The organism is Neosynechococcus sphagnicola sy1 (genome assembly GCF_000775285.1).
Lineage (GTDB): Bacteria > Cyanobacteriota > Cyanobacteriia > Neosynechococcales > Neosynechococcaceae > Neosynechococcus > Neosynechococcus sphagnicola.
In genome coordinates this window covers 21,593-43,635 of the sequence record NZ_JJML01000063.1, presented here as the reverse complement: position 1 = coordinate 43,635, position 22,043 = coordinate 21,593, and the positions used below count along the sequence as shown (strand labels likewise).

19 protein-coding genes and 5 pseudogenes are annotated in these 22,043 nt (G+C 53.5%); 17 read left to right on the top strand and 7 right to left on the bottom strand.

The annotated features are described in order from the left end of the window. From DO97_RS18605 to DO97_RS23405, 12 genes and pseudogenes are all read left to right on the top strand, one after another. Nucleotides 1-502 (top strand): hypothetical protein (locus tag DO97_RS18605; RefSeq protein ID WP_204368751.1); only part of this gene is annotated, 502 nt, incomplete at its 5' end. A gap of 65 nt (nucleotides 503-567) precedes the next feature. Further along, on the top strand, nucleotides 568-918 hold the full coding sequence (locus DO97_RS18600) for a hypothetical protein (RefSeq protein WP_036536353.1): 351 nt from the start codon (nucleotides 568-570) through the stop codon (nucleotides 916-918). A 298-nt stretch (nucleotides 919-1,216) separates the two neighbouring features. Beyond that, nucleotides 1,217-1,441 (top strand): hypothetical protein, encoded by a 225-nt coding sequence (locus tag DO97_RS24145; RefSeq protein ID WP_156120659.1) that lies wholly within the window; start codon nucleotides 1,217-1,219, stop codon nucleotides 1,439-1,441. Further along, complete coding sequence (locus DO97_RS18585; RefSeq protein WP_156120658.1) at nucleotides 1,422-1,673, top strand: hypothetical protein; 252 nt, start codon at nucleotides 1,422-1,424, stop codon at nucleotides 1,671-1,673. The genes DO97_RS24145 and DO97_RS18585 overlap by 20 nt, the downstream gene beginning before the upstream one ends. A gap of 230 nt (nucleotides 1,674-1,903) precedes the next feature. Continuing rightward, nucleotides 1,904-3,318 (top strand): annotated as a pseudogene (locus DO97_RS18580) (dihydroorotase). Nucleotides 3,319-3,360: 42 nt separating this feature from the next. After that, on the top strand, nucleotides 3,361-5,028 hold the full coding sequence (locus tag DO97_RS21550) for an adenylate/guanylate cyclase domain-containing protein (RefSeq protein ID WP_052128950.1): 1,668 nt from the start codon (nucleotides 3,361-3,363) through the stop codon (nucleotides 5,026-5,028). Nucleotides 5,029-5,057: 29 nt separating this feature from the next. Next, nucleotides 5,058-6,047, top strand: a complete 990-nt coding sequence (locus DO97_RS18570; protein WP_036536344.1) for a pentapeptide repeat-containing protein — start codon at nucleotides 5,058-5,060, stop codon at nucleotides 6,045-6,047. 98 nt (nucleotides 6,048-6,145) lie between these two features. Next, nucleotides 6,146-7,281: pseudogene (locus tag DO97_RS31500) on the top strand (geranylgeranyl reductase family protein). A gap of 14 nt (nucleotides 7,282-7,295) precedes the next feature. After that, nucleotides 7,296-7,922 (top strand): pseudouridine synthase, encoded by a 627-nt coding sequence (locus tag DO97_RS18560; protein ID WP_036536341.1) that lies wholly within the window; start codon nucleotides 7,296-7,298, stop codon nucleotides 7,920-7,922. A gap of 175 nt (nucleotides 7,923-8,097) precedes the next feature. After that, nucleotides 8,098-9,180, top strand: a complete 1,083-nt coding sequence (locus DO97_RS18555) for a PAS domain-containing protein (protein WP_036536338.1) — start codon at nucleotides 8,098-8,100, stop codon at nucleotides 9,178-9,180. A gap of 46 nt (nucleotides 9,181-9,226) precedes the next feature. Next, a complete protein-coding gene (locus tag DO97_RS23410; RefSeq protein WP_052128949.1) occupies nucleotides 9,227-10,738 on the top strand; it encodes a GAF domain-containing protein in 1,512 nt (503 codons plus the stop codon). Beyond that, on the top strand, nucleotides 10,684-11,268 hold the full coding sequence (locus DO97_RS23405) for a sensor histidine kinase (RefSeq protein WP_081980860.1): 585 nt from the start codon (nucleotides 10,684-10,686) through the stop codon (nucleotides 11,266-11,268). The genes DO97_RS23410 and DO97_RS23405 overlap by 55 nt, the downstream gene beginning before the upstream one ends. Nucleotides 11,269-11,388: 120 nt before the next feature. Here DO97_RS23405 and psbC read toward each other — a convergent pair whose 3' ends face one another. Continuing rightward, nucleotides 11,389-12,750, bottom strand: a complete 1,362-nt coding sequence (psbC, locus tag DO97_RS18545; RefSeq protein ID WP_036536336.1) for a photosystem II reaction center protein CP43 — start codon at nucleotides 12,748-12,750, stop codon at nucleotides 11,389-11,391. 10 nt (nucleotides 12,751-12,760) lie between these two features. Further along, nucleotides 12,761-13,819 carry a photosystem II D2 protein (photosystem q(a) protein) gene (gene psbD / locus DO97_RS18540; protein ID WP_036533894.1) on the bottom strand — a complete coding sequence of 353 codons (1,059 nt, stop codon included), beginning with the start codon at nucleotides 13,817-13,819 and terminating at the stop codon, nucleotides 12,761-12,763. A 375-nt stretch (nucleotides 13,820-14,194) separates the two neighbouring features. Between psbD and DO97_RS18535 the strand changes: the two genes are divergently transcribed. Further along, complete coding sequence (locus DO97_RS18535; RefSeq protein WP_036536333.1) at nucleotides 14,195-14,761, top strand: photosystem I assembly protein Ycf4; 567 nt, start codon at nucleotides 14,195-14,197, stop codon at nucleotides 14,759-14,761. 2 nt (nucleotides 14,762-14,763) lie between these two features. Here the strand turns inward: DO97_RS18535 and DO97_RS31495 are convergent. Then, nucleotides 14,764-15,899 (bottom strand): annotated as a pseudogene (locus DO97_RS31495) (beta-ketoacyl-ACP synthase). 25 nt (nucleotides 15,900-15,924) lie between these two features. Next, a pseudogene (locus DO97_RS31490) lies at nucleotides 15,925-16,723 on the bottom strand (peptidylprolyl isomerase). A gap of 144 nt (nucleotides 16,724-16,867) precedes the next feature. Here DO97_RS31490 and DO97_RS25475 point away from each other — a divergent pair. Together DO97_RS25475 and DO97_RS25470 are read left to right on the top strand one after the other, a co-directional pair. Further along, nucleotides 16,868-17,368 (top strand): type III pantothenate kinase, encoded by a 501-nt coding sequence (locus tag DO97_RS25475; RefSeq protein WP_204368750.1) that lies wholly within the window; start codon nucleotides 16,868-16,870, stop codon nucleotides 17,366-17,368. Further along, on the top strand, nucleotides 17,331-17,660 hold the full coding sequence (locus DO97_RS25470; protein WP_204368749.1) for an acetate and sugar kinases/Hsc70/actin family protein: 330 nt from the start codon (nucleotides 17,331-17,333) through the stop codon (nucleotides 17,658-17,660). The genes DO97_RS25475 and DO97_RS25470 overlap by 38 nt, the downstream gene beginning before the upstream one ends. A gap of 19 nt (nucleotides 17,661-17,679) precedes the next feature. Here DO97_RS25470 and DO97_RS18515 read toward each other — a convergent pair whose 3' ends face one another. Together DO97_RS18515 and ispD are read right to left on the bottom strand one after the other, a co-directional pair. Next, nucleotides 17,680-18,135 (bottom strand): NUDIX hydrolase, encoded by a 456-nt coding sequence (locus DO97_RS18515; RefSeq protein WP_036536330.1) that lies wholly within the window; start codon nucleotides 18,133-18,135, stop codon nucleotides 17,680-17,682. Nucleotides 18,136-18,256: 121 nt separating this feature from the next. Continuing rightward, nucleotides 18,257-18,971 (bottom strand): annotated as a pseudogene (ispD, locus tag DO97_RS31485) (2-C-methyl-D-erythritol 4-phosphate cytidylyltransferase). A gap of 421 nt (nucleotides 18,972-19,392) precedes the next feature. Here ispD and DO97_RS18505 point away from each other — a divergent pair. Then, entirely contained in the window at nucleotides 19,393-19,731 is a 339-nt protein-coding gene (locus tag DO97_RS18505; RefSeq protein WP_036536328.1) for a P-II family nitrogen regulator, read from the top strand. Nucleotides 19,732-19,938: 207 nt separating this feature from the next. On the opposite strand, the gene mrdA is transcribed toward DO97_RS18505, so the two are convergent. Further along, complete coding sequence (mrdA, locus tag DO97_RS18500) at nucleotides 19,939-21,738, bottom strand: penicillin-binding protein 2 (RefSeq protein WP_036536326.1); 1,800 nt, start codon at nucleotides 21,736-21,738, stop codon at nucleotides 19,939-19,941. A 53-nt stretch (nucleotides 21,739-21,791) separates the two neighbouring features. Between mrdA and DO97_RS18495 the strand changes: the two genes are divergently transcribed. Next, complete coding sequence (locus tag DO97_RS18495; protein WP_036536324.1) at nucleotides 21,792-22,019, top strand: DNA-directed RNA polymerase subunit omega; 228 nt, start codon at nucleotides 21,792-21,794, stop codon at nucleotides 22,017-22,019. The last annotated feature ends 24 nt before the right edge of the window (nucleotides 22,020-22,043 follow it).

The following is a 22,043-nucleotide window of genomic DNA, read 5'->3' as shown; positions in this document are numbered from 1 at the left end:
TTCCCTCGAAGCTGCGGTGATCGAGGTCGCAAGTAAGCTCCAAGGGCACGAAAATTCAGCGATCGCTGATGACCCCGCTTCCCCCAGTAACCTCAACGTCACGTTTGACACTGAGCCTGCCGAATGCTCAATTACTGCAACCATTCCCATCACGGTGACGATTAACCCGACTGCTGGCAGACCCACCATGGTTGCTAATAAGTGGATTTTGTCGAGCGGCACAGCGGCATATACCACGTTTACTAAGGGCGATGGTGATTTGGACGCTCCGAACCTCGAATCTGCGTTTGTTGAAGCTTTGGTCAGGTTGCAGATTGCGGAACAAGAGGCAATCGAATCGAATCCAGACAGCCCGAATAACATCTCAATCACGTTTGATACTGATGCCCTGGAGATGAGCGTTACCGCAACGTTGCCGATGACGTTTAGCGTTGATGGCACGACTGGTGCTCCGGTCTTTGTCGCTGCTGCCTATATTGACGAGTCCACCCCACCGGGCTAATCCCGTCGCTCGGTTGATTCATTGACTTATTCTGGTTGATTCATTAACTTATTCTGGAGTTTAAAATGGCTGATTCAGTTACGACTGTCTGGTATTGCGATCTTGGGGGCAGTCTTGCAAATGCTGGTTCTATTCGCTTTGCCTGGAGAGCTAAAGAGGACAAGTACAAGGATATCGCCAAAGCGCTTGGGGTCACCAAGTCAAAGGACACCGATAAGGGGCTGGTATTTGGTGCCAACTCGCCCAGGCCCGCAAGAGTGAGGATCAACTTAGGTGGCTCTACTAAAAAGAGTTCGATTATCCGATTCGCTCAGATTGATAACTTGAATGACCTGGTTACGGGTGGAAGTTTAAACGGCAAGAAGTATCAGGGAATCAACATCGATTCTGTGAGCTTGATTGGCTCAAGTCGTTAATGTCTTGGTTCACCATTGGGTCTATTAAGGTCAGTAGTGACTGGCGTTATTCAGTCCCTCTAGGTACTGGAGATGAAATCGTTAGGCTCTCTCTCAGACCTAACAGCAATCCCAACATCCTGCCGGGGCTGATTTGCCAGTCGTTTGATGGTGCTAACCAGGGCATCAAGTCTTTCTATTGCCCGTTCAATGAGCAGCAGATTTTTGTCTTTGAGTCACTCGCGTTACCCTTGACCCGCCGCGTCGGTGTCAGAGCTAAATACCCCTCTAATGCAGTTTGGTCTGTGGTACTGGAAAAATGGACTCCCTAATCTTGCCCGGTCATCCTGATTTCTATCCCACTCTCTACGGTCATCTCCCTCCTGTGAGTGGTGGTCAGGAACACATCAATTTTGTCGTTCGCCCTGGGGAGCTGCTCATGTCGCCCGTTTCTGAGGCAGAGCTGAGGGACTATCTCAATTCCGGTGAGTATGACGACCGATTGTCTGAAATAGGTGATACAGATGAACTCGACACCGATTAATCCCACGCCATCCCCTATACCCGTTTCTCAGGCGTTGCAATTGGTGGGGGCAATTACGGGCATCCTGACGCTGTTGGGCGCGGGGTTCCTGGCGTTCTATGGGCAAATTTGTTCGCCGCAACTCGAATATTCGCAGAAGCAGGCCAGCGAGTTGCAGGGCAATATACGCGAGCTGACCCAGGCCGTCCAGGAAAACAATGCTCTCCTCAGACAACTCGTTAACCAAAAGTAAACACTGGGGATTTATTCTAGTAGCTCATGGCTTCCCTGAATGGGCGGTGGCGTTTCCTTGAAGCCGATGCCATATCTCTATCAGCCATTGCCACGGACTTCAAAGTTAGGACAAAACTGCTGTCAGGGACAATCTGTCAAGCAATTCCTGGTAGATTCAACCCTAGGATGACTGTCTTTAATATCACTGTCCCCGCAATTTCCGATACATCATTATTGGGGTAAAACACGATGACTGCTGAGTCTGGCTTATTGATTCGCAATGCTCAGATCCTTTTACCTAATGGTGAATGGTTCCAGGGGGATGTGCTGATCGCAAATGGCCGCATTCTTGAGGTTGGCTCCCATATCCCCACCAGCGATACAACTTCTACCCTGAAAGAGATCGATGCCACGGGACTGAATTTATTGCCGGGAGTCATTGACCCCCAAGTCCATTTCCGTGAACCAGGTTTGGAGCATAAAGAGGATTTATTCACAGCCAGTTGTGCCTGTGCCAAAGGTGGTGTCACGTCCTTTTTAGAGATGCCTAACACCCGTCCCCCCACGACCACCCAGGCAGCTTTGGACGACAAGTTACAGCGAGCAGCTGCCAAGTGCTTGGTCAACTATGGTTTTTTATCGGTGCCACCGCAGAGGTGTTACCTGATCTGATCCAAGCATCCCCGACCTGTGGGATTAAGGTTTTTATGGGATCCATGTCTGGAGCTTTGCTCGTTGACCAAGCAGAGATTTTAGATCGGATTTTTGCCCAGGGAAGCCGCCTGATTGCCGTCCATGCCGAAGATCAGGCACGGATTGCCCAACGCCGTCAGGAATTTGCTGGGAATCCAGATCCGGCGATTCACTCCATCATTCAGGATAATCAAGCTGCCCTCAACGCCACTCAACTTGTCTTAACTCTGGCTAAAAAATACCAGCGACGGCTGCATATCCTACATCTATCGACCGCCGAAGAAGCGGACTTATTGCGACAAGACAAGCCCCAATGGGTGACCGCAGAGGTAACGCCCCAGCATTTGCTGATGAATACCAGTGCCTATGAAAAAATTGGAACCCTGGCGCAGATGAATCCCCCCCTGCGATCGCCCCATGATCAAGAAGTGCTTTGGCAAGCTTTGCTAGACGGAGTGATTGATTTTATTGCGACGGATCATGCTCCGCATACATTGGCAGAGAAAGGTCAAATCACTGCTCAACGGGATGCCTCTGCTGCTGATACCCTACTGTTAGAACCCGCAAATGTTCCTTCAGGGATGCCGGGAGTAGAAACTTCACTCCCGCTGATGCTGACACAAGCAATGGCAGGAAAATGTACGGTGGCCCAGGTCAGCCAGTGGATGAGTCGTAATGTCGCAAGAGCTTACGGCATTGCCCACAAGGGCGTGATTGCCCCTGGCTATGATGCGGATCTGGTTCTGGTTGATCTCCAAACCTACCGACCCGTATTGCGAGCAGAACTATTGACCAAATGTGGTTGGAGTCCCTTCGAGGGCTGGAACCTCACAGGATGGCCCGTGGTGACCATCGTCGGAGGCCAGATTGTCTATGAACGAGGACGGCTGTACCAGGAGGTGCGCGGGCAGGCTTTAAACTTCTCTGACAGTAGCAACATGGAGACCATGGGACTAGATATACTGAGCTGAACCTGACATCATGATTACCTCTAGCATTGGCTTTAGCCACCTATGCACCCTGAGGCAGTAACCCCAAATTTCAAGGGAAAGCGCACTCTAGCTGCCGTTGTGTTTACAGATGCAGTGAGTTTTAGTCTGCGGATGTCTGCGGATGAATCCGGCACTTTTAACTCGATTCATCGTGATTTTCTGATGATGAACCGTCTGTGCCACCAATATGAAGGTCAAGTTCTCAAAACGATTGGTGACAGTTTATTAATGTGTTTTACCAGCGCGGTTAATGCCGTTAACTGTGCGATTGAAATTCAAAAAACTCTGGCGCAGACCGCCACCCAACTGCCACCGGAAGAAGTTCTCAGCCATCGAATTGGCATTCACCTAGGGGATGTCTATTTCAATGGTTCGGACGTGATTGGCAATGGGGTGAACATTGCATCCCGTTTACAAGAAGAAGCCAGTCCAGGGGGAATTTGCATCTCCCAAACTCTCTATGAGGTTGTCAAGTGGAATCTTGACTTGCCCGTCAGCTATTTGGGTGAGCGGCAGCTGAAAAACTTTTGTGACGCGTTGCCAATATACTTAATTCTGCCAACCGGCTCTGCGGACCTTCCTCCCAGCTTAGCTCCGATGACATCGCCAGCCCCGCCACTGCTTCCTGAGCAGCGATCGCTACAAGCGGCGGGGGATACCTATCCCGGCCCCCCTGATTTGCCCCAGAGTTTGTATCGGGAAATTGCCCAAAATCTGAGTCATACTGAACACCGATTGCGCGTCAAGAAATTGTTGCTCTACGCTTGCCGCAATATTTGGGAACCCGACCCGATCAAACTAGGGCAACTGCAACTCCAAGAACTGCTGCCCCAGTTACTCTATGCAGCCCCGACGCTGATTCACCTCCAAACTCTGCTCTACGACATCGTCGGCGGACTCAACAAACAGGCAGAATACTTCCCCATCGCCAGCTGGATCTTGTATCAGGTGGAGCCCTTGTATCCGCAGCCAGCCCTCCTAGAGCGCAATCCCTATACAGAAATTGCTGCCGAGTTGGAGCGCAGCGAATGGGTTGGGCGGATTAAGAAACTGCTGCTGTGGATGGGTCGGGGCACCTGGGAAACGGATATAGCCCACCTCAACCAGGTAAAGCTCTCGGATTTACTGTCAGAACTGGTAGAGTCTGCACCCACCCTGGCTCATCTGTGCTCCGCCTTGGAAAACGCCGCCAGTAGCCTGAACAAACCCGCAGAGTACGAGCAGGTGGCAAATCTCATCCAGCGGCATCTAGAGCCACTGTATGTTTCAGCGGCAGAATTGACGTGCCATCCCTGGAGTCAGTCACTACCTGATGTAGTCTCAGGAGCTGAGAAGCCATCAGCCATCCCCTTAGCTCCTCCCCCCAGACCCCAGCTTCCTCCACCTCCATCCTGGGGAACGCACCGCTTCGATCTGCGCTTAGAGGTGATGAAGCATACCAATCCGCTGCGGGCCAAAATTCTTTTGGTTGCGGTGCTGTATCCCCCGCTGTCTGCCAACGATCCCTATGGAGCTGCGATCGCCCAACATAAATTGGAGGATCTGCTGCAGACGCTTTTGGGGAATTGTGGGACGACGACAGAGATAGAATCCATCCTCAGCAAAGCAGCCGTAACGCTAGAGCCTAGAGATGAATATACTCAGGTGGCGGGGGCGATCGCCCATTCCATGAGACTTTACTATCCCTAGTCCAACTCCCTAGCTCCCCAATCCTGCCAATGGATGCGAATGAACTGTTGCTTCGGTATGCAGCCGGTGAGGTGAACTTTAGCGATGCCAAGTTGAGCGGAGTCGATCTCAACCATGCCGATCTGATTGGAATTGACTTGAGCGGTGCTGACTTACGCAGTGCTAATCTGGTTTTGGCCTATCTGAACCGAGCGACGCTGCGGGGGGCGATGTTGATCAATACCCGTCTCAGCGGGGCGAATCTGAATCAGGCAGATTTGCGAGACACCAATCTCAGGGAAGCCGACCTCCACGGTGCCAGCTTGCAGGGGGCGATTCTCAACGGTGCCAACATTACCCTGGCGGTGTTACTCGATTGCAATCTCATGGATGCCGATCTCCGGGGAGCCAACCTCAATGGAGCCGATCTGCGGGGGGCCTGTTTACGGGGAGCAAATTTGCGGGAAGAACGCCAGATCTGTGTGATGTTAAGGGCGAGTAATCTCATAGATGCCGATCTGCGGGGGGCAAATCTGCAAGGAGCGAATCTCCATCGTGCCAATCTCCAAGGAGCCAACCTGACTGAGGCCAATCTCCGAAGGGCAAATCTGCAAGGAGCGGTACTGAGTCAGGCCAATCTCCAGGGGGCATTTTTGACCGAGGCCAATCTCCAAGGGGCGGTACTCCAATCTGCCAATTTGTTCGATGCCAAGCTGGAACGAGCGGTGCTGCTAGAAGCAAATCTCAATGGCATCAATTTAGAGAATGCCTTCCTCCCAGGTGCTAACCTCAGCGGTGCTAACCTCAATCGGGCTAACTTAAAACGCGCCAAGCTTACCCATGCCGATCTGAGTCGCGCCGATTTCCGTCAGGCAAACTTGACGGAAGCGAACCTGAATAATGCCTACCTTGCGAGAACGGATCTGCGAGATGCGGTGTTACAAAATGCCAATCTCTATCGCGCGGAATTGAGCAGTGCCAATCTGTTGGGGGCTGATCTCAAGGGGGCAACCATGCCCGATGGCAAAATTCACTCCTAAACCCTCCTAGGGAAAGCGATGGGTTTTCAGGTATTCTTAAAGCTGCTGTAACGAACGCTTCTGGCAAGTTCCTCCAAGCTCATCGCTAAACGCGCTTTATGTTTGACTGCATTGTTGTCGGGGCTGGCCCTGCGGGGGGAACCGTCGCCTATCACCTGGCAAAACGGGGGGTCTCCGTTTTGATTCTCGAGAAAGAGTCCCTGCCCCGATATAAGCCCTGTGGCGGTGGGGTATCCCCGCAAGTTGCCCAGTGGTTTGATTTTGACTTTTCCCCTGCGATTTCCCTCAAGGTTGATACGATTCGCTACACCTGGCAGATGGGTGACCCGGTGCAAGCCCAACTGGAATCAGAACCGGTGTGGATGGTACGGCGAGATGTTTTTGACCAGTTTTTGGTGCAGCAAGCCCAAGGACAAGGGGCGGAACTGCGCGATCGCACCGCCGTCACGGGGATTCAATTCCTGGGGGATCACTGGCAGGTAGAAACGGCGGCGGGGCCCGTCCTGGGTCGTTATGTTGTGGGGGCTGATGGTGCCAAGGGCACCATGGCCAAATGGCTTGGGTTTAAAGAGCGGAAACGGCGCTTCGCCGGTGCCTTAGAAGCCGAAGCAGCGGCAACCGTTAGCGAGGCTCACATTGCCCACTTTGAGTTCGGCATGGTGAAAAACTGGCTACATCTGGAACTTCCCCAAAGCCGATGGCTACTCCATTGGCATTGGCACCTTTCGCGGAGGAGAGCCTCAGGACTTCAAAGGCATTCTCAGCGAGTACGCCACCCTGTTTGGCATTGATCTGAAAACGACGCGCCAGTATGGTCATCCCCTGTGTCTCTGGGATGGCAACCAAAATTTGCATACGCAACAAGCCCTGCTGGTGGGAGAAGCCGCTTGCGTGGTTGACCCCTTCACCGCCGAGGGAATTCGACCCTCCATTTTTAGTGGCCTCAAGGCGGCTGAGGCGATCGCCGACGCCCTGGGGGGGAGATGGGGCAGCTCTGGCGCGTTACACCCAGACAATTCAAGCCTCCTGGGGGAGTGACATGATCTGGGCTCAGCGACTGGCAGGGGTGTTTTACCGCCTTCCTGGAATTGGCTACCAGATTGGCATTAAGTGGCCCACCGCCACCCAGCGGATGGGACAAATTCTCTGTGGTGACGTTCGCTATTCCGATGTGGCGATGCGGGCGCTGAAGCGCCTCAGCACCAACTGGATCCCCGGCATCAAGAAGTCTTGATCAAGCAGTTCTGAATGTATCAGTACCTGCTGTTTTACAAACCCTATAACGTCCTGAGCCAGTTCACGGATGCAGGGGAACTGGCTACCCAGCGCCAAACCCTCAAGGACTACATTTCCGTACCGGGGGTCTACCCGGTAGGTCGGTTAGATCGGGATAGCGAGGGTCTGCTACTGTTAACCAATGATGGCCGCCTGCAACATCGTCTCAGCGATCCGCGTTTTTTCCATCCCCGCACCTATTGGGTGCAGGTAGAGGGGATTCCCGATGGGGCAGCCTTGGCTCAACTAGCCCAGGGGGTGGAGATTCAAGGCACTCCCACCCGTCCGGCTCAGGTACGGCTGCTCTCCCCAGAGCCGACCCTGGCCGAGCGGGATCCCCCGATTCGCTATCGCCAACAGATCCCCACTGCCTGGCTAGAGATGATCCTGACGGAAGGCCGCAATCGCCAAGTCCGGCGGATGACCGCAGCGGTAGGATTTCCCACCCTCCGTCTGGTACGAGTGGCGATCGCTACGCTGTCCATCTCTGGCCTCCTTCCTGGGCAATGGCGATCGCTGGGAGTTGAGGAACTACAGCAACTCCGGCACCAACTTGCCCACCGATCTCCCGAGCGATGGGCTAGGGAGTGTCGAGACTAACATTAAGATCTGGGGGATTTCAGGGACAAAAAACCGATTTTCCGGTAGAGATTCCGGGGATTTACGCAAGGAAAATCCCTCCCTGATGGTTATATGATCACTAATCAGGTCAGACGTTGCTGTCTGCAACCCCAGAGTGGGGTCGAACCAGCATTCCCAGAGGATAGATCTGAAGGTGCATCAGCCCCCATCAGCCAGTGAGGAGGAGCTCCGGGCATTCTTTAATGTGGCATCGGAGGCCGTCCTGCTTGTCAATGACGCAGGGGAATGTTTAGATGCCAACCTAGCCGCTTGCGTGCTCTTCCACCTGACGCCGGAGACCCTGCGGGGCTATGCCCTCTCAGATCTGCTGCATCCCCATCTGATCCACCCAGCGGATCATGTCTGGCAAGTACCCTGGGTAGGGGAGTTTGAATTCCAGCTCCCCGATCAGGCGGCTCACCAAATTCTTGTCCAATCCCTTCCCCAGGTGCAGCCCCATCGCCACCTGCTCGTCTTTCAGGAGATTACCGCTCAAAAACCACCAGCGGTTGAGGCGAATCCCTTGGCATCTGAGTCAAAACAGCACCTTCAACCGTACTCCAGCTCCCCTGAGGATTTGAGTCAGTACCATCGCCTTTTGTTTGAGCAAAACCCCAATCCCATGTGGATCTATGACCTAGAAACACTGGCATTTTTGGCGGTTAATCAGGCAGCCGTGACGCTGTATGGTTATTCCCAGGCAGAGTTCCTCTCCATGACTATCGCGGATATCCGTCCCCCTCAGGAGATTCCCAAACTGCTGGCATCGATCCAGAATCAATCCCCCCAGTTCTCCCAGTCCAGCGGAGTATGGCTGCATCGCCAGAAAGATGGGGCGCTACTGGATGTCAGGATCACATCTCAGCCGATGCAATGGTTGGGTCGAGCTGCCAGAGTAGTCATTGCCCAAGATGTCACCGAACACCAGCGAATTGAAACAGTTTCATCGAATCGGGGACGCTATCTTTCGGCGTTGGTTGAGATTCAGCAACAGTTATTGAGCGTTCATGGACGCGATAGCTTTTACCAACAAGTGCTAGCATCCCTGGGACAGGCTGCCCTTGCCAGTCGCACTTACCTGTTCGAGAATCACTGGAATCAGGCTGGAGAACTGCTGACCAGTCAACGGGCTGAATGGTGTGCCGAGGGTATTCAACCCGAACTTCACAACCCTCTGTACCAAAACCTCTCCTATGCCCTGGTGCCCCGTTGGTTAGCGACGTTTTTCGCGGGGTGAGATTATTGCTGGCATCGTAGCAGATTTTCCTGAATCCGAGGCTCCAATGCTGGTTCCCCTCGGGATTCTGTCGGTGTTGATGCTGCCCCTAGTGGTCAATGGGGAGTTTTTTGGCTTCATCGGCTTTGACAACTGCGAAGAGGCGCGGGCCTGGGACTCGGCGGAAGTCGATTTACTCAAGGCCGCGGCAGCAGCGATTTCCTTGGCCGTGGAACGACAGCAAATGGAAACAGTGCTACAAAATCAGACCGAGCGGGAGCGGCTGATGGCAGCGATCGCCCAACGGATTCGCCGGTCCCTGGATCTGGAAGCAGTCCTCAAAACCACAGTCACAGAAGTTCGGCAGTTTCTCCAGACCGACCGAGTGATTATTTATCAATTTGAACCGGACTGGAGTGGCACTGTGACCGTGGAGTCCGTTGGCTCCGACTGGCGATCGCTGCTGGGGGAGCACATTTACGATCCCTGCCTGATCGTTGAATCTTGCATCCAGCGCTATACCCAGGGACAAGTCCAGGCCATTGAAGATATCCATACAGCGGGGTTGGCTCCTTGCTATTTAGAGCTGTTGCAGCCGTTTCAGGTTCGAGCCAACTTAGTGATTCCCATTTTGCAGGGTGAAAAACTTTGGGGCTTGCTCGCTGCCCAACACTGTGCCCAAGCCCGACGGTGGCAACCCTGGGAAATCGAGTTGCTGCAACAGCTAGCCCTACAGGTCGGAATTGCCATTGAACAATCCCAACTCTATCAGCAGGTGCGGCAGCTGAATGCTAACCTCGAAAGTCAGGTGTGGGAGCGCACCCAGCAATTACAGCAATCCCTAGACTTCGAGGCGGCCATGAAGCGGATTACCGATCGGGTGCGGGGGAGTTTGGATGAGGGGCAGATCTTACAAACTGCGGTACAGGAGCTGGTGCAGGTCTTGGGGGTTGATTGCTGTAACGCCTCTCTCTACGATCTCGAACAGCAGACTGCTAGCGTCTATTATGAGCATACCCTTGCTGGCTGGACGCAACGGGGGCAGGTCTTACAGATGTCCCTGTTCCCTGAAATCTACCCTCAACTCCTGCAAGCCCAGGATTTCCAGTTTTCATCCCGAATGCCCTCCGCCAGGGAGAGCCAGGTGACGATGCTCGTGTGTCCCATCTTCCTGGAACACACAACGCCACACACCGTTGATCAAGAGGTATTAGGGGATCTCTGGTTAGTCAGAGCAGCTGGTGCCACCTTCGATGGCATCGAGCAACGACTGGTGCGGCAAATTGCCAATCAGTGCGCGATCGCAATTCGTCAGGCACGTCTCTATCAGGCCGCTCAATCTCAGGTAGCGGAGTTAGAAAAACTCAATCGTCTCAAGGACGATTTTCTCAGTACCGTCTCCCATGAGTTACGCACCCCCATCGCCAGCATCAAAATGGCAGTCCAGATGGTAGAGATTGGATTGCAGCAACAGGGATTGCTCCCAGCAGCTTCTGAGCCAGAGACTACCCCCCCCGAGATCGCATGGCTAGCTATCTGCGAATTCTCCATCAAGAGTGCGATCGTGAAATGCGCCTGATCAACGATCTCCTTGACCTGCAACACCTTGAGGCCGACATCCTACCCTTAGATCTCGTCACAATTCAACTGCAACATTGGCTACCCCATCTGATCGAACCCTTTGAGCAACGGATTCAAAATAGCCAACAGCGCCTAGTGATCCAAATTCCGGAGACAACACCGCCCTTAATTTCTGATCGGGTTAGCCTGGAACGGGTGATTACAGAAGTCCTCTATAACGCTTGGAAATATACTCCGGCAGAGGGCATCATTACCTTGAACGTGCTAGTGGAACCTGACGAACTCCAACTCCAGATCAGTAATTCTGGGGTACAGATCCCCGCCGATAAACTCACCCGCATCTTTGATAAGTTCTACCGCATTCCTGATATTGACCCCTGGAAACATGGGGGCACCGGCCTAGGGTTGGCTCTCGTCAAAAAGTTAGTTGAGCATTTAGGGGGTCGGATTCAGACAACCAGCGATCCTCAGAAAACCTGCTTCACCCTGATATTGCCCCGACAGCCCCCATCAAAAAAGCTCCTGTGAGTTCACAGGAGCCAATCTATTGACTCAACCATAATTTCTGATTTTTTTGAGGGCTGAACACCCTCAAAAAGACTTCCATTTTATCAAGCCTTGATTCATTCACTCAACGCTGGAAGAGGACTAGTCGAGGTCAGGCATCGATAATACGGGCTCAGTTTCCCGATCAATACCCTTCTCAAATCCAGCGGCGGCAGCTCGGGCACGACCTGCATGCCAGAGATGACCTACAAGGAAGAAAAAGCCTAGGATAAAATGAGACGCAGCCAACCAGGCACGGGGAGACACGTAGTTAAACGCATTGACTTCCGTGATCACTCCACCTACGGAATTTATCGATCCCAGGGGAGCATGGGTCATGTATTCAGCAGCACGACGAGCTTGCCAGGGTTGAATATCATTCTTCAGCTTGTTCAAATCCAGACCGTTGGGACCACGTAGTGGCTCTAGCCAGGGGCCTTGGAAATCCCAGAAGCGCATGGTTTCACCACCAAAGATGATTTCGCCACTGGGGGAACGCATGAGATATTTACCCAAACCTGTCGGTCCTTGCGCCGAACCGATGTTCGCACCCAACCGTTGGTCACGAACGAGGAAGGTCATGGCCTGAGCTTGAGAGGCCTCAGGGCCTGTGGGACCATAGAATTCGCTGGGATAGACGGTGTTATTGAACCAGACAAAGCAGGTAGCGATAAACGCCATCAGAGAGAGCGCCCCGAGACTGTAAGACAAATAAGCCTCACCAGACCAGATGGAAGCCCGACGTGACCAGGCAAAGGGTTTGGTCAAGACGTGCCAGATACCTCCCGCGATGCAGGTAAAGCCAATCCAGATGTGACCACCAATCACATCTTCCATGTTGTTGACGCTGACTAGCCAGCCTTCACCCCCAAAGGGAGACTTCACCAGATAGCCAAAGATCACCGCAGGATTCAGGGTCGGATTCGTAATCACCCGCACATCACCACCACCGGGAGCCCAGGTATCATAAACGCCGCCGAAGAACATGGCCTTCAGCACCAGTAGGAGTGCCCCACACCCTAGGACAATCAGGTGAAAGCCCAAGATGGTGGTCATCTTGTTCTTATCCTTCCAGTCATAGCCGAAGAAAGAGGAGTACGCTTCTAGTACTTCAGGGCCGCGAACGGCGTGGTAGATGCCACCCAGCCCTAACACTGCAGACGAAATCAGGTGCAGCACCCCAACAACAAAGTAGGGGAAGATATCTATGACCTCACCACCAGGGCCAACACCCCAGCCCAAGGTTGCTAAGTGAGGCAGCAGGATCAAGCCCTGCTCATACATTGGCTTCTCGGGCACAAAGTGAGCCACCTCAAATAAGGTCATAGCTCCAGCCCAGAAGACAATCAGACCCGCATGGGCGACATGGGCACCCAGCAACTTGCCAGAGAGATTAATCAGACGGGCATTACCAGCCCACCAAGCGAATCCAGAGGATTCCAGGTCGCGACCAGCACCCATCATCAGCGAACTATTAAAGGGCGTTTCCACGGGGCAGTACCTCTTCAGGGAAGACAAATTGTTCATGGGGCTGATCTTGAGGAGCCATCCAGGCACGAATCCCCTCATTCAGCAGAATGTTCTTGGTGTAGAAGGTCTCAAACTCAGGGTCTTCAGCCGCCCGAAGCTCCTGGGAGACAAAATCATAGGCTCGCAGATTCAATGCCAAGCCGACAATCCCAACCGAACTCATCCACAAGCCCATCACTGGCACAAACAACATGAAAAAGTGCAGCCAGCGCTTGTTGGAAAACGCAATCCCAAAAATCTGAGACCAAAACCGATTGGCCGTCACCATGGAATAGGTCTCTTCCGCTTGGGTGGGATTAAAAGCTCGGAAGGTGTTCGCCTTGTCCCCATCCTGGAACAAGGTGTTCTCGACGGTGGCACCATGAATGGCACAGAGCAACGCTCCCCCTAAAATCCCGGCAACGCCCATCATGTGGAATGGATTCAGCGTCCAGTTGTGGAACCCTTGCAGAAACAATAAAAAGCGGAAAATTGCTGCCACGCCAAAACTGGGGGCAAAAAACCACCCCGACTGACCCAAGGGGTACATCAAAAACACCGAAACAAACACCGCAATCGGCCCCGAAAAAGCCAAGGCGTTGTAAGGACGAATCCCGACCAAGCGGGCAATCTCAAACTGCCGCAGCATGAACCCAATCAACCCAAAGGCTCCGTGCAAGGCGAGGAATGTCCACAGCCCTCCCAGCTGACACCAGCGGGTGAAGTCACCTTGGGCTTCTGGACCCCACAGCAACAGTAGGGAGTGTCCCAAACTGTTGGGGGGAGTCGAAACCGCAACGGTCAAAAAGTTACAGCCTTCCAGGTAGGAGCTAGCTAGCCCGTGGCTGTACCAAGAACTGACAAAGGTGGTGCCGGTCATCCAGCCGCCAACCGCCAAAAAGGCGCAGGGAAACAGCAGCAACCCTGACCACCCAATGAACACGAAGCGATCGCGTTTCAGCCAGTCGTCCAGGATGTCGAACCATCCCCGACTTGACTGTACGCGCCCTACTGCTATGGTCATGGATTAAAACCCTCTCAATAAAATTGCGAAACCTGAAGTAGAGGCGTAAAGAAATTAGTTCAGATTATTTCAACCTTAATACGAGTTGACAACTCTGAACAATTACTAACTGTCTTGATTGAGTGTAAATACTCAGTTTGTTGACAGTCGTGATTCTCAAAGAAGCTGTTCGTCCGCTAAGCACCACAGGCTGCAAGATCAACCCAAGGCTGCTTAATTTTTCTTAAAGTATCACATTCGTTATACTTTAGCAGACCCCTCCACCTCATCCCTTTAGTCCCTAGAGAATGGACTCTCCAGCGACAACTCTATAATAATGGATGGGGAAAATTTTACAATTCGATATCTGTTCTCTCAGAATTCTAATTTATCTCTATGGCTGCAACCACTACATCCACGAATGATCAGATGCTTCACCAAACGGTTCTGGGTTCACGGCGGCTCAGTAACTACTGGTGGGCGACGGTTACGTTGCTGGGGGGTGCTGGCTTTTTGCTAGCGAGCTTGTCCAGCTATTACCGGGTCAATTTGCTGCCATTTGCAGACCCCACCCAATTGATCTTTGTGCCCCAGGGACTGGCCATGGGTTTCTATGGGGTTGCGGGAATCCTCCTGGGACTGTATCAGTGGGGGGTAGCGATCCTGGATGTAGGCGGTGGCTACAATGAGTTCAATCGTCAGACGGGCAAGATTTGCATTTTCCGTTGGGGGTTTCTGGGTAAAAATCGACGGATCGCGATTGAGTGTCCCCTCACCGATGCCCAAGCGATCCGGGTTGATCTGAAGGAAGGTATCAGCCCCCGCCGCGCTTTGTATTTGCGGCTGAAGGGGAAGCGGGAGATTCTCCTAACACGGGTGGGACAGCCCCTGCCACTCTCCGTCTTAGAAAACCAAGGGGCGGAGCTGGCTCGATTTTTAGGAGTCCCCTTGGAAGGGCTTTAGGTTCAACCCTGGCCGAGGGCGATCGCAGCGTTTTGACCACCAAAGCCAAAGCTTAAGCACAGGGTATGCCGCAGAGTGTGTTGCTGTCCCGTCCGGACAAACTTCAAGCTAAATTCAGGATTGGTCAGTCCTACACAGGGGGGAAGCTCCTGTTGCTGGAGTGCCATGCTACAAAGGGCGACCCCCAAGGCTCCAGAGGCTCCTAAGGTATGCCCCGTTGCCCCCTTAGTGGAACTGATCCAGGCATCGGGAAACTGCTGACGGACGAGATCGGCTTCCATCCGGTCATTGAGAAGGGTGGCAGTGCCGTGGAGATGGAGATAATCCACCGCCGTCGCCGCCAGCCCACTGCGCTGGAGACAGTCGGCGATCGCCCGGTGGGCACTGGCATATTGGGGTTCCGGGGCATTCAAGTACCTGGCATCATTGGTCAGACCAAACCCGAGAATCCGTCCGTAGATCGGAGCCTGACGGCGGCTGGCGAGGGTCGCGGTTTCCAGAACCAAAAGAGCTACCCCCCTCGCCCAGGACCAAACCCTCGCGGTTCCGATCGAAGGGAAAGGCTCCCGTTTGAGCCAGGGCTCCCATCTGGGCAAAGCCTCCAAGGGTCAGGGCCGTGATCGGGGCTTCGATCGCCCCTACAATTACCCGCTGGCATACCTGGGTTTGTAATAGTTCATAGCCTTGGGCGATCGCCCACAGGCCCGTTGCACACGCCGCCATCGGCGATAACACTGGAGCAGTGGAGGCAATCCCATGCGCCACCGTCATGGCCGTGGCTTGGGGGAGGGCTTCTAACCATTGCCCACTGAATGCTGACTCCCAATCCCCCTGATGGAACCGTTGAGCCCAATACTCCCACTTGGCTTGATGGTGGCGACTCGAGCCCACGACGACCCCACAGTCGGGCAACGGGGGGTGTCAGACCTGCATCCTGGAGCGCCTCCTCAAGCAACTGCTGAGTCAGGGGCGTTAAGTGTGTGGGCATCTGATCAATCAATCCTAAGGGCAAAGAGGGCAACTCTGGGAAAGGCTGTCGTCGTTGAATGCCGGTGCGCCCTGCCAAAAGTTGCCCCCACGTCTGCTCCAGATTCCCCAGGGCTGAAACCAGGCCAATGCCGGTGATCACCACATCCATGGAGGTGGGAATCCCCAATCCGATCTTATTTGGCGACTTTCAGGTTTTCCAACCCCTGAGTCACCTTTGCCGACCCAATGCGATCTCCCTGCTGGATTTGATCCACCACCTCCATCCCTTGGGTAACGTAACCAAAGACAGCATAGTCTCCATCCAGGAAGGGGAGATCCGCTAGGGCAATATAGAACTGTGAAGATGCCGAATCTGGCATTGCAGACCGAGCCATGGCAACGGCTCCGCGAGTGTGGCGCAGAGCCGGGGGGGTGCTGATGCCTGCTGATTTCAGAGTTTTGCTGTAGATCGGCTCCGGGGCTCCCTTCGGTTTAATCTCCAGGGGAATTAACCGAGGTTGTTTGGTTGCGGGATCGATAAAGCCACCGGTTCCCAACAAATCAGGGGAAAATTTTGGGTCTTTGCCCTGGGGATCCCCCCCCGTGAACTACAAAGGGCTGGGGTTGGCGGACAACGCGATGAAAAACCAGTCCGTCATAAACGCCCCGGTTCACCAAGTCCACGAAATTGCCAGCCGTAATCGGTGCATCGCTGCCGTCCACTTCGATGGTAATAGGAGAGCCTTTGACCACCATCACAACGGTAGCTTTGCCGTCAAGGCGAGGTAAGTTTGTCATTTGAGGATTCGTCGCAACAGAAGAAGGGGTGGCCGGATTATTGGCAGCAGAGGATTCTGGGGTAGAGAGGGGACTGGCGCTAGCAGCGGATGGCGAGGAAGCCGCAGAGTTTGCCTGGGGAAAGGAACATCCCCCCGTCAGTAGAACCAGTATCACCAGTAGAAACCCGAACCAGCCTCGGCATAGATTCTGCATCTTTCAGTGACCTAGCAAGAAAGGGTACGGTAAACTATCTCATCCAGGATAGCGGGTTCTGGACACAAAACCCCTAAATAGCCTCCTGCTCAGGCAGGGGGTAGTTCCAGTGAATTCCGCTCTCCACTTCTTCTCTAGACGCAATTGCAACCCTGGTTAGCGCTGGTGATTGGGAATTCTCGTCTCCACTGGGCTGGATGCCTGGGGGCTGAAATTCAAACGGTTTGGCAAATGCCCCACTTACCCTCTCCAGCAGTTTCAGCACTGGTGACCAGTCAATTTGGGGAGGCAGCCTGTGAGAATGTCATGCCAGCCATGGGAGCAACCGCGATCGCCCACCTGCGGCAATTGGGTTTCCCCCTGCCCCTCGTTCTGGCTTCGGTGGTGCCGTCGCAAACCCTGCTCTGGCAAGCCTATCCCCAGGTACAGGTGCTGACCCTTGACCACATTCCCCTGGGGGGAACCTACCCAACCCTGGGCATTGATCGGGCGTTGGCGCTCTGGGGTGTGGGGTCTACTTGGGGATGGCCGGCATTGAGCATTGATGCAGGTACCAGCCTGACGTTTACGGGGGCAACGGCGGCAGCCTCCCTGGTGGGGGGGGTCGGTGCTACCGGGGCTACAACTGCAATTTCGTGTCCTTAGCCAAGGAACCGCGCTGTTACCGGCTCTGACAGCCCTAGACTTGGAATTTTTACCCGATCGCTGGGCGCTGAATACCCCAGGGGCGATCGCCAGTGGGGTGATTTATACCCTTCTGAGTAGTATTCATGACTTTGCAGCGGATTGGAAACAACGGTTTCCCCAGAGTGAGATCGCCCTCACAGGGGGGGTATGCCGAGGTGTTATTTTGGGGTCTCCAGCAGCAATTCCCCACCCTGGCAACTTACATCCGCTGGGATCCAATCCTGATCTTTCGGGGGATAGTTGCCTGTAACATTGCCCTCAACCCAAAGCTAGGCTAGGACGGTGAGACCACTGAAATAGTCCTGTAACTGCCGATCGTGGTCGTGGGAGAGTTCCCCCAAAGGCAGGAGACTGGGGGGAAAGGCACGCACTTCCATCACTTCCAGCCGATCTTGAACTTGCATTCTGCCCTGGGCCGCCACCTCAACCACAATACAAATCGAGTGCAGTCGCGGATCTCGCTCAGGTGAAGAATAAATTCCAACCAGGCGGCCAATTTGCTGCACTTCCAGCCCCGTTTCTTCTCGCAGTTCCCGAGCCACAGTAGTCGTAATGTCTTCTCCCCAGTCCACCATGCCACCGGGCAAAGACCACCGCCCATTGTCCCGTCGCCGAATCAGAACCACCTCCCCACTGGGCAAAATTGGGATAATGCTGGTGCCAGCAACGGGGTGACGAAACAATAGCCCGAGGACTGTTTTGAACACGTGCCAAAGCCAACGCATCGCCACCCCTTATCTTAAGGATCTCTGGAATGCATATCAGGTTGTTACTGGAGAATACAACGGGATAAACCCTGGGATGGTGCTGTATTTACAATCAAACCATACTCAACCAGGCTCGGTATCATCGATGACTTACCGATGAATCGAGAGACTGGAGGCGTTGACGCAGAATCAACTCAGCGATCGCCAAATCAACGGGAGTGGTGATTTTGAGGTTGGTTTCTTCCCCAAGCACAATCTGCACCGGGAGTTCACACCGCTCAAACAACGCGGCATCATCGGTAACCTCCCATCCCAGGCGTAGGGCTTCGCCATGGCATTGTTTCAAGCGATCGACCTCAAAGCCTTGGGGCGTTTGAGCCGCCCACAAATAGCGGCGATCGGGGGTGTTTTGAATTTGCAAGGTTTGGGTCTCTACCACCTTGATGGTGTCTTTAACGGGAATGGCGGCAATCAGGCCCATACATTGGTAAATTGCCTGGGCACAGCGATCGAGGAGGTCAGGAGTGGCAAGGCACCTCGCCCCATCATGGATCAGCACCTGTTGAGCGTTTGAGGGTAACGCCTGTAGACCGTTGTGAACCGATGCTTGGCGAGTCGACCCCCCCCAGGATCATCTCCACAGGTTTGTTCAGGGCTAATCCTTCCAGGATCGACTTCAGATCCGGCCAATCTTCTGGCTGACTGATAATCCCAATCCACTGAATCTCACGGGAAGCTGCCGCCGCCCGGAGCGTCCAGGCAATCAGAGGTTCCCCCAATAGGTTTAGGAGGAGTTTGTTGCGCTGACTCCCCATACGCCGACCCATTCCGGCTGCTGGAATCAATAAGTACACAATGGTGCCTTGAAAACTTGAGAGGTTGGATGGTTGCTCACATTTACTTTAGAGGATTTCTGGGGCAGTCATTCCTGATCTCGTGGAGGCCACGTTTGGGGGAGTGACTGCCGGGGCGATGGGGTTAGGTTTGCCCTGGCTTGCCCCGCCTTGAAGAGTCGCTAGCTCAATCTGCCTTGAGAAATCCGCCCACAATACAGTTCTGAGTTTGAACTTCTCCGTGAGCAGCTGTCCCTGTACTATTGATGACGAATAGTCGACGACACAACCTTACATCCGGCGAAGAATTCAGCTAACGAACCTGCTGAGACAGAGCTTCCAGGAGAAAGTATCTTCGGCTACAAAACCATCACTCTTGGCGGTGATAGAAAGTGTCATGCTAGTAGGGCGCACACAAACACTATAAGTAAGGAGTTGGGAATTGAAAAAGGTTGAAGCAATTATTCGGCCCTTTAAGCTGGACGAAGTCAAGATTGCCTTAGTGAATGCAGGCATTGTCGGCATGACTGTGTCCGAGGTTCGCGGGTTTGGACGACAAAAAGGCCAAACGGAGCGCTACCGGGGTTCCGAGTATACGGTTGAGTTCCTGCAAAAATTAAAAATCGAGCTTGTAGTGGAAGATGACCAGGTTGATCTGGTTGTGGACAAGGTGATTACAGCTGCCCGCACTGGTGAAATCGGTGATGGCAAAATCTTTGTTACACCTGTGGAACAAACCATTCGGATTCGGACTGGCGAAAAGAACCTGGAAGCCATCTAGTTCCTGATGCGTCGCCTTTCTAAGTGTCTGAATATCAAATTGAGTTGATTAATCAAAGTGATCAGTCTGCTCACCTAGCCTGACTCCCGATGCAGTAACACTGACGGAAATCAAGTTAGGATGATCAGGCTTCGGTACAATTATCAAGTATCCGGGTTGTTGCATAAATCCTTAGACACGCTCCATTCACGGAGGTGTCTATTTTTATCAGCGAGGGGCTGGGGATTGGTGTTTTTTGAAATAGGCTTTGTAAACTGTATGGGCGATCGGCACCGCCGAAACTGCGCCAAAACCGCCATTTTCCACCACAACCGCCACAGCAATTTGGGGATTGCTCACCGGACCAAAGCCTACCCACAGGGCATTATCCGGTTGACCGGGGACTTCAGCGGTTCCGGTTTTACCCCCAGTAAGGGGGATTGAGCCGTCATTTAAGCTTTGTCCGGTGCCATGCTGCACCACCGACACAAGACCATCGCGGATCACTTTCAGGGTTCCCGGATGAAAGCCAATCCGCACGGGTTGGGTAGCAGGCGTATGGGTTTGAGAGGCAAACAGATGGGGCTGCACCCGTAAACCCCCATTGGCGATCGCGGAGACCATGACGGCTAGTTCTAAGGGCGTTACCTGTACCACCCCCTGACCAATTGCCATACTGACCGTATCACCGGCATACCAGGGTTCACCATAGAGCTTTTCTTTATCAGCGGGCGTGGGAAGAGATCCATGATTGCCGCCATCCAAGCCCATATTAGAAGTTGTACCAATCCCGAGCTTGCGCCCCCATTTAGCAATCTCTTCAGGCCCAACCGTCAACCCCACCTGATAAAAGAACGTATTGCTGCTATAGGTGAGAGCATCAATGAAGCCAATGACTCCATAGCCATCTCCATGTTCATGGAAGGCAATGCCACCGACGGTAATAAAGGCCGCTGTGGCCACCATTGAGTCCGGGGTGAACTTACCAGACTCCATACCAGCAGTCGAGGTGACAATCTTAAACGTGCTGCCGGGAGGATACCCCTGTAAGGCCCGATTCAGGAAGGGGTTATCGGTATTTTGCAGCCGATTCCACTCCGCCGTGGAGATGCGACGGGTAAAGAGATTCGGATCAAAGGAAGGGCCACTCGCCATGGCCAGCACCGCTCCCGTCTTCACATCCAACACCACTACCGCACCACGACGTTGGCCCAGTGCTTTTTCAGCTGCCTGTTGTAAATCTAAGTCTAGGGTGAGTTGCACCGCCGATCCCCGCACCGCTGGTTTACTGCCCAGGACTCGCAAGGGTTGGCCTTCCGCATCCACCTCAATCAAATGGCTGCCCCAAGTTCCCTCCAGTTGGCTATTCGCAATTCGTTCCACCCCCATCCGGCCAATGATCATCCCCATGGGATAGCTGGGATTCACCTTCAAATCCTCTAGGGTAGCCTCACCGATATATCCCAGGACATGGGAGGCAAGATTCCCCTGGGGATAAAGACGGCTAGACTCCCCCCGAATTTCTAATCCCGGAAGCGCAGCGGTATTCTCAGCCAGGGCTACAAATGCAGTGGGGGTTAGGTCACGACTAATGCGGACGGGAATGGCAGAGCGATAACCCGCCTGAGAGAGTTTCGCCAAAATTTCGGAAGCGGGAATTTTCAGCAGCAGACTGAGCTTACTAGCAGTTTGTTGCCATTGGCTTGGGGTTTGCTCGCGCGGCCACAAATAGACCGAGCGAGTTAAACGATTGGTTGCCAGTGGCCTACCTTTGCGGTCTAGAATCGTTCCCCGGTCAGACGCAATGGGAACCGGACGAATGCGATTGGTATCCGCCAGTTGTCGATTGCGCGACCCGTCTAAAAGTTGCAGTCTCACCAGGCGTAGGGTGCAGGCTCCTATAACCAACGAGACAATCAGCATCAAAACAATCGCCCGTTGTGACTGACTGTGCTGCTGGGCTGAGTTTTTCAGCCGATTTGATTTGTCGAAGCGTTCTCCAGTCGAAAAAGAAAGTCCGCCAGCCATCTCAGTCCTGTGGTTCGCATACAATCAAGAATGATAATGCTCAAATCGGTTTCATGCACAAACGTAATTCCTTGGATACCACTCAAATCATGCGGCGAGCAGAGGATCTGATCAATGCAGCCTCCAACCGCTACCGCATCACTGTTCAGGTGGCAAATCGTGCCAAGCGGCGGCGCTTTGAAGAGTTTGATAGCCTGGATGACCCAATGATGAAACCTGTGCTCCGGGCCGTAATTGAAATGTCAGATGAATTAACGCAACCTGAAATCATTGGCGAATGAATAGGCAGCGGCAGCGGTTCCGAT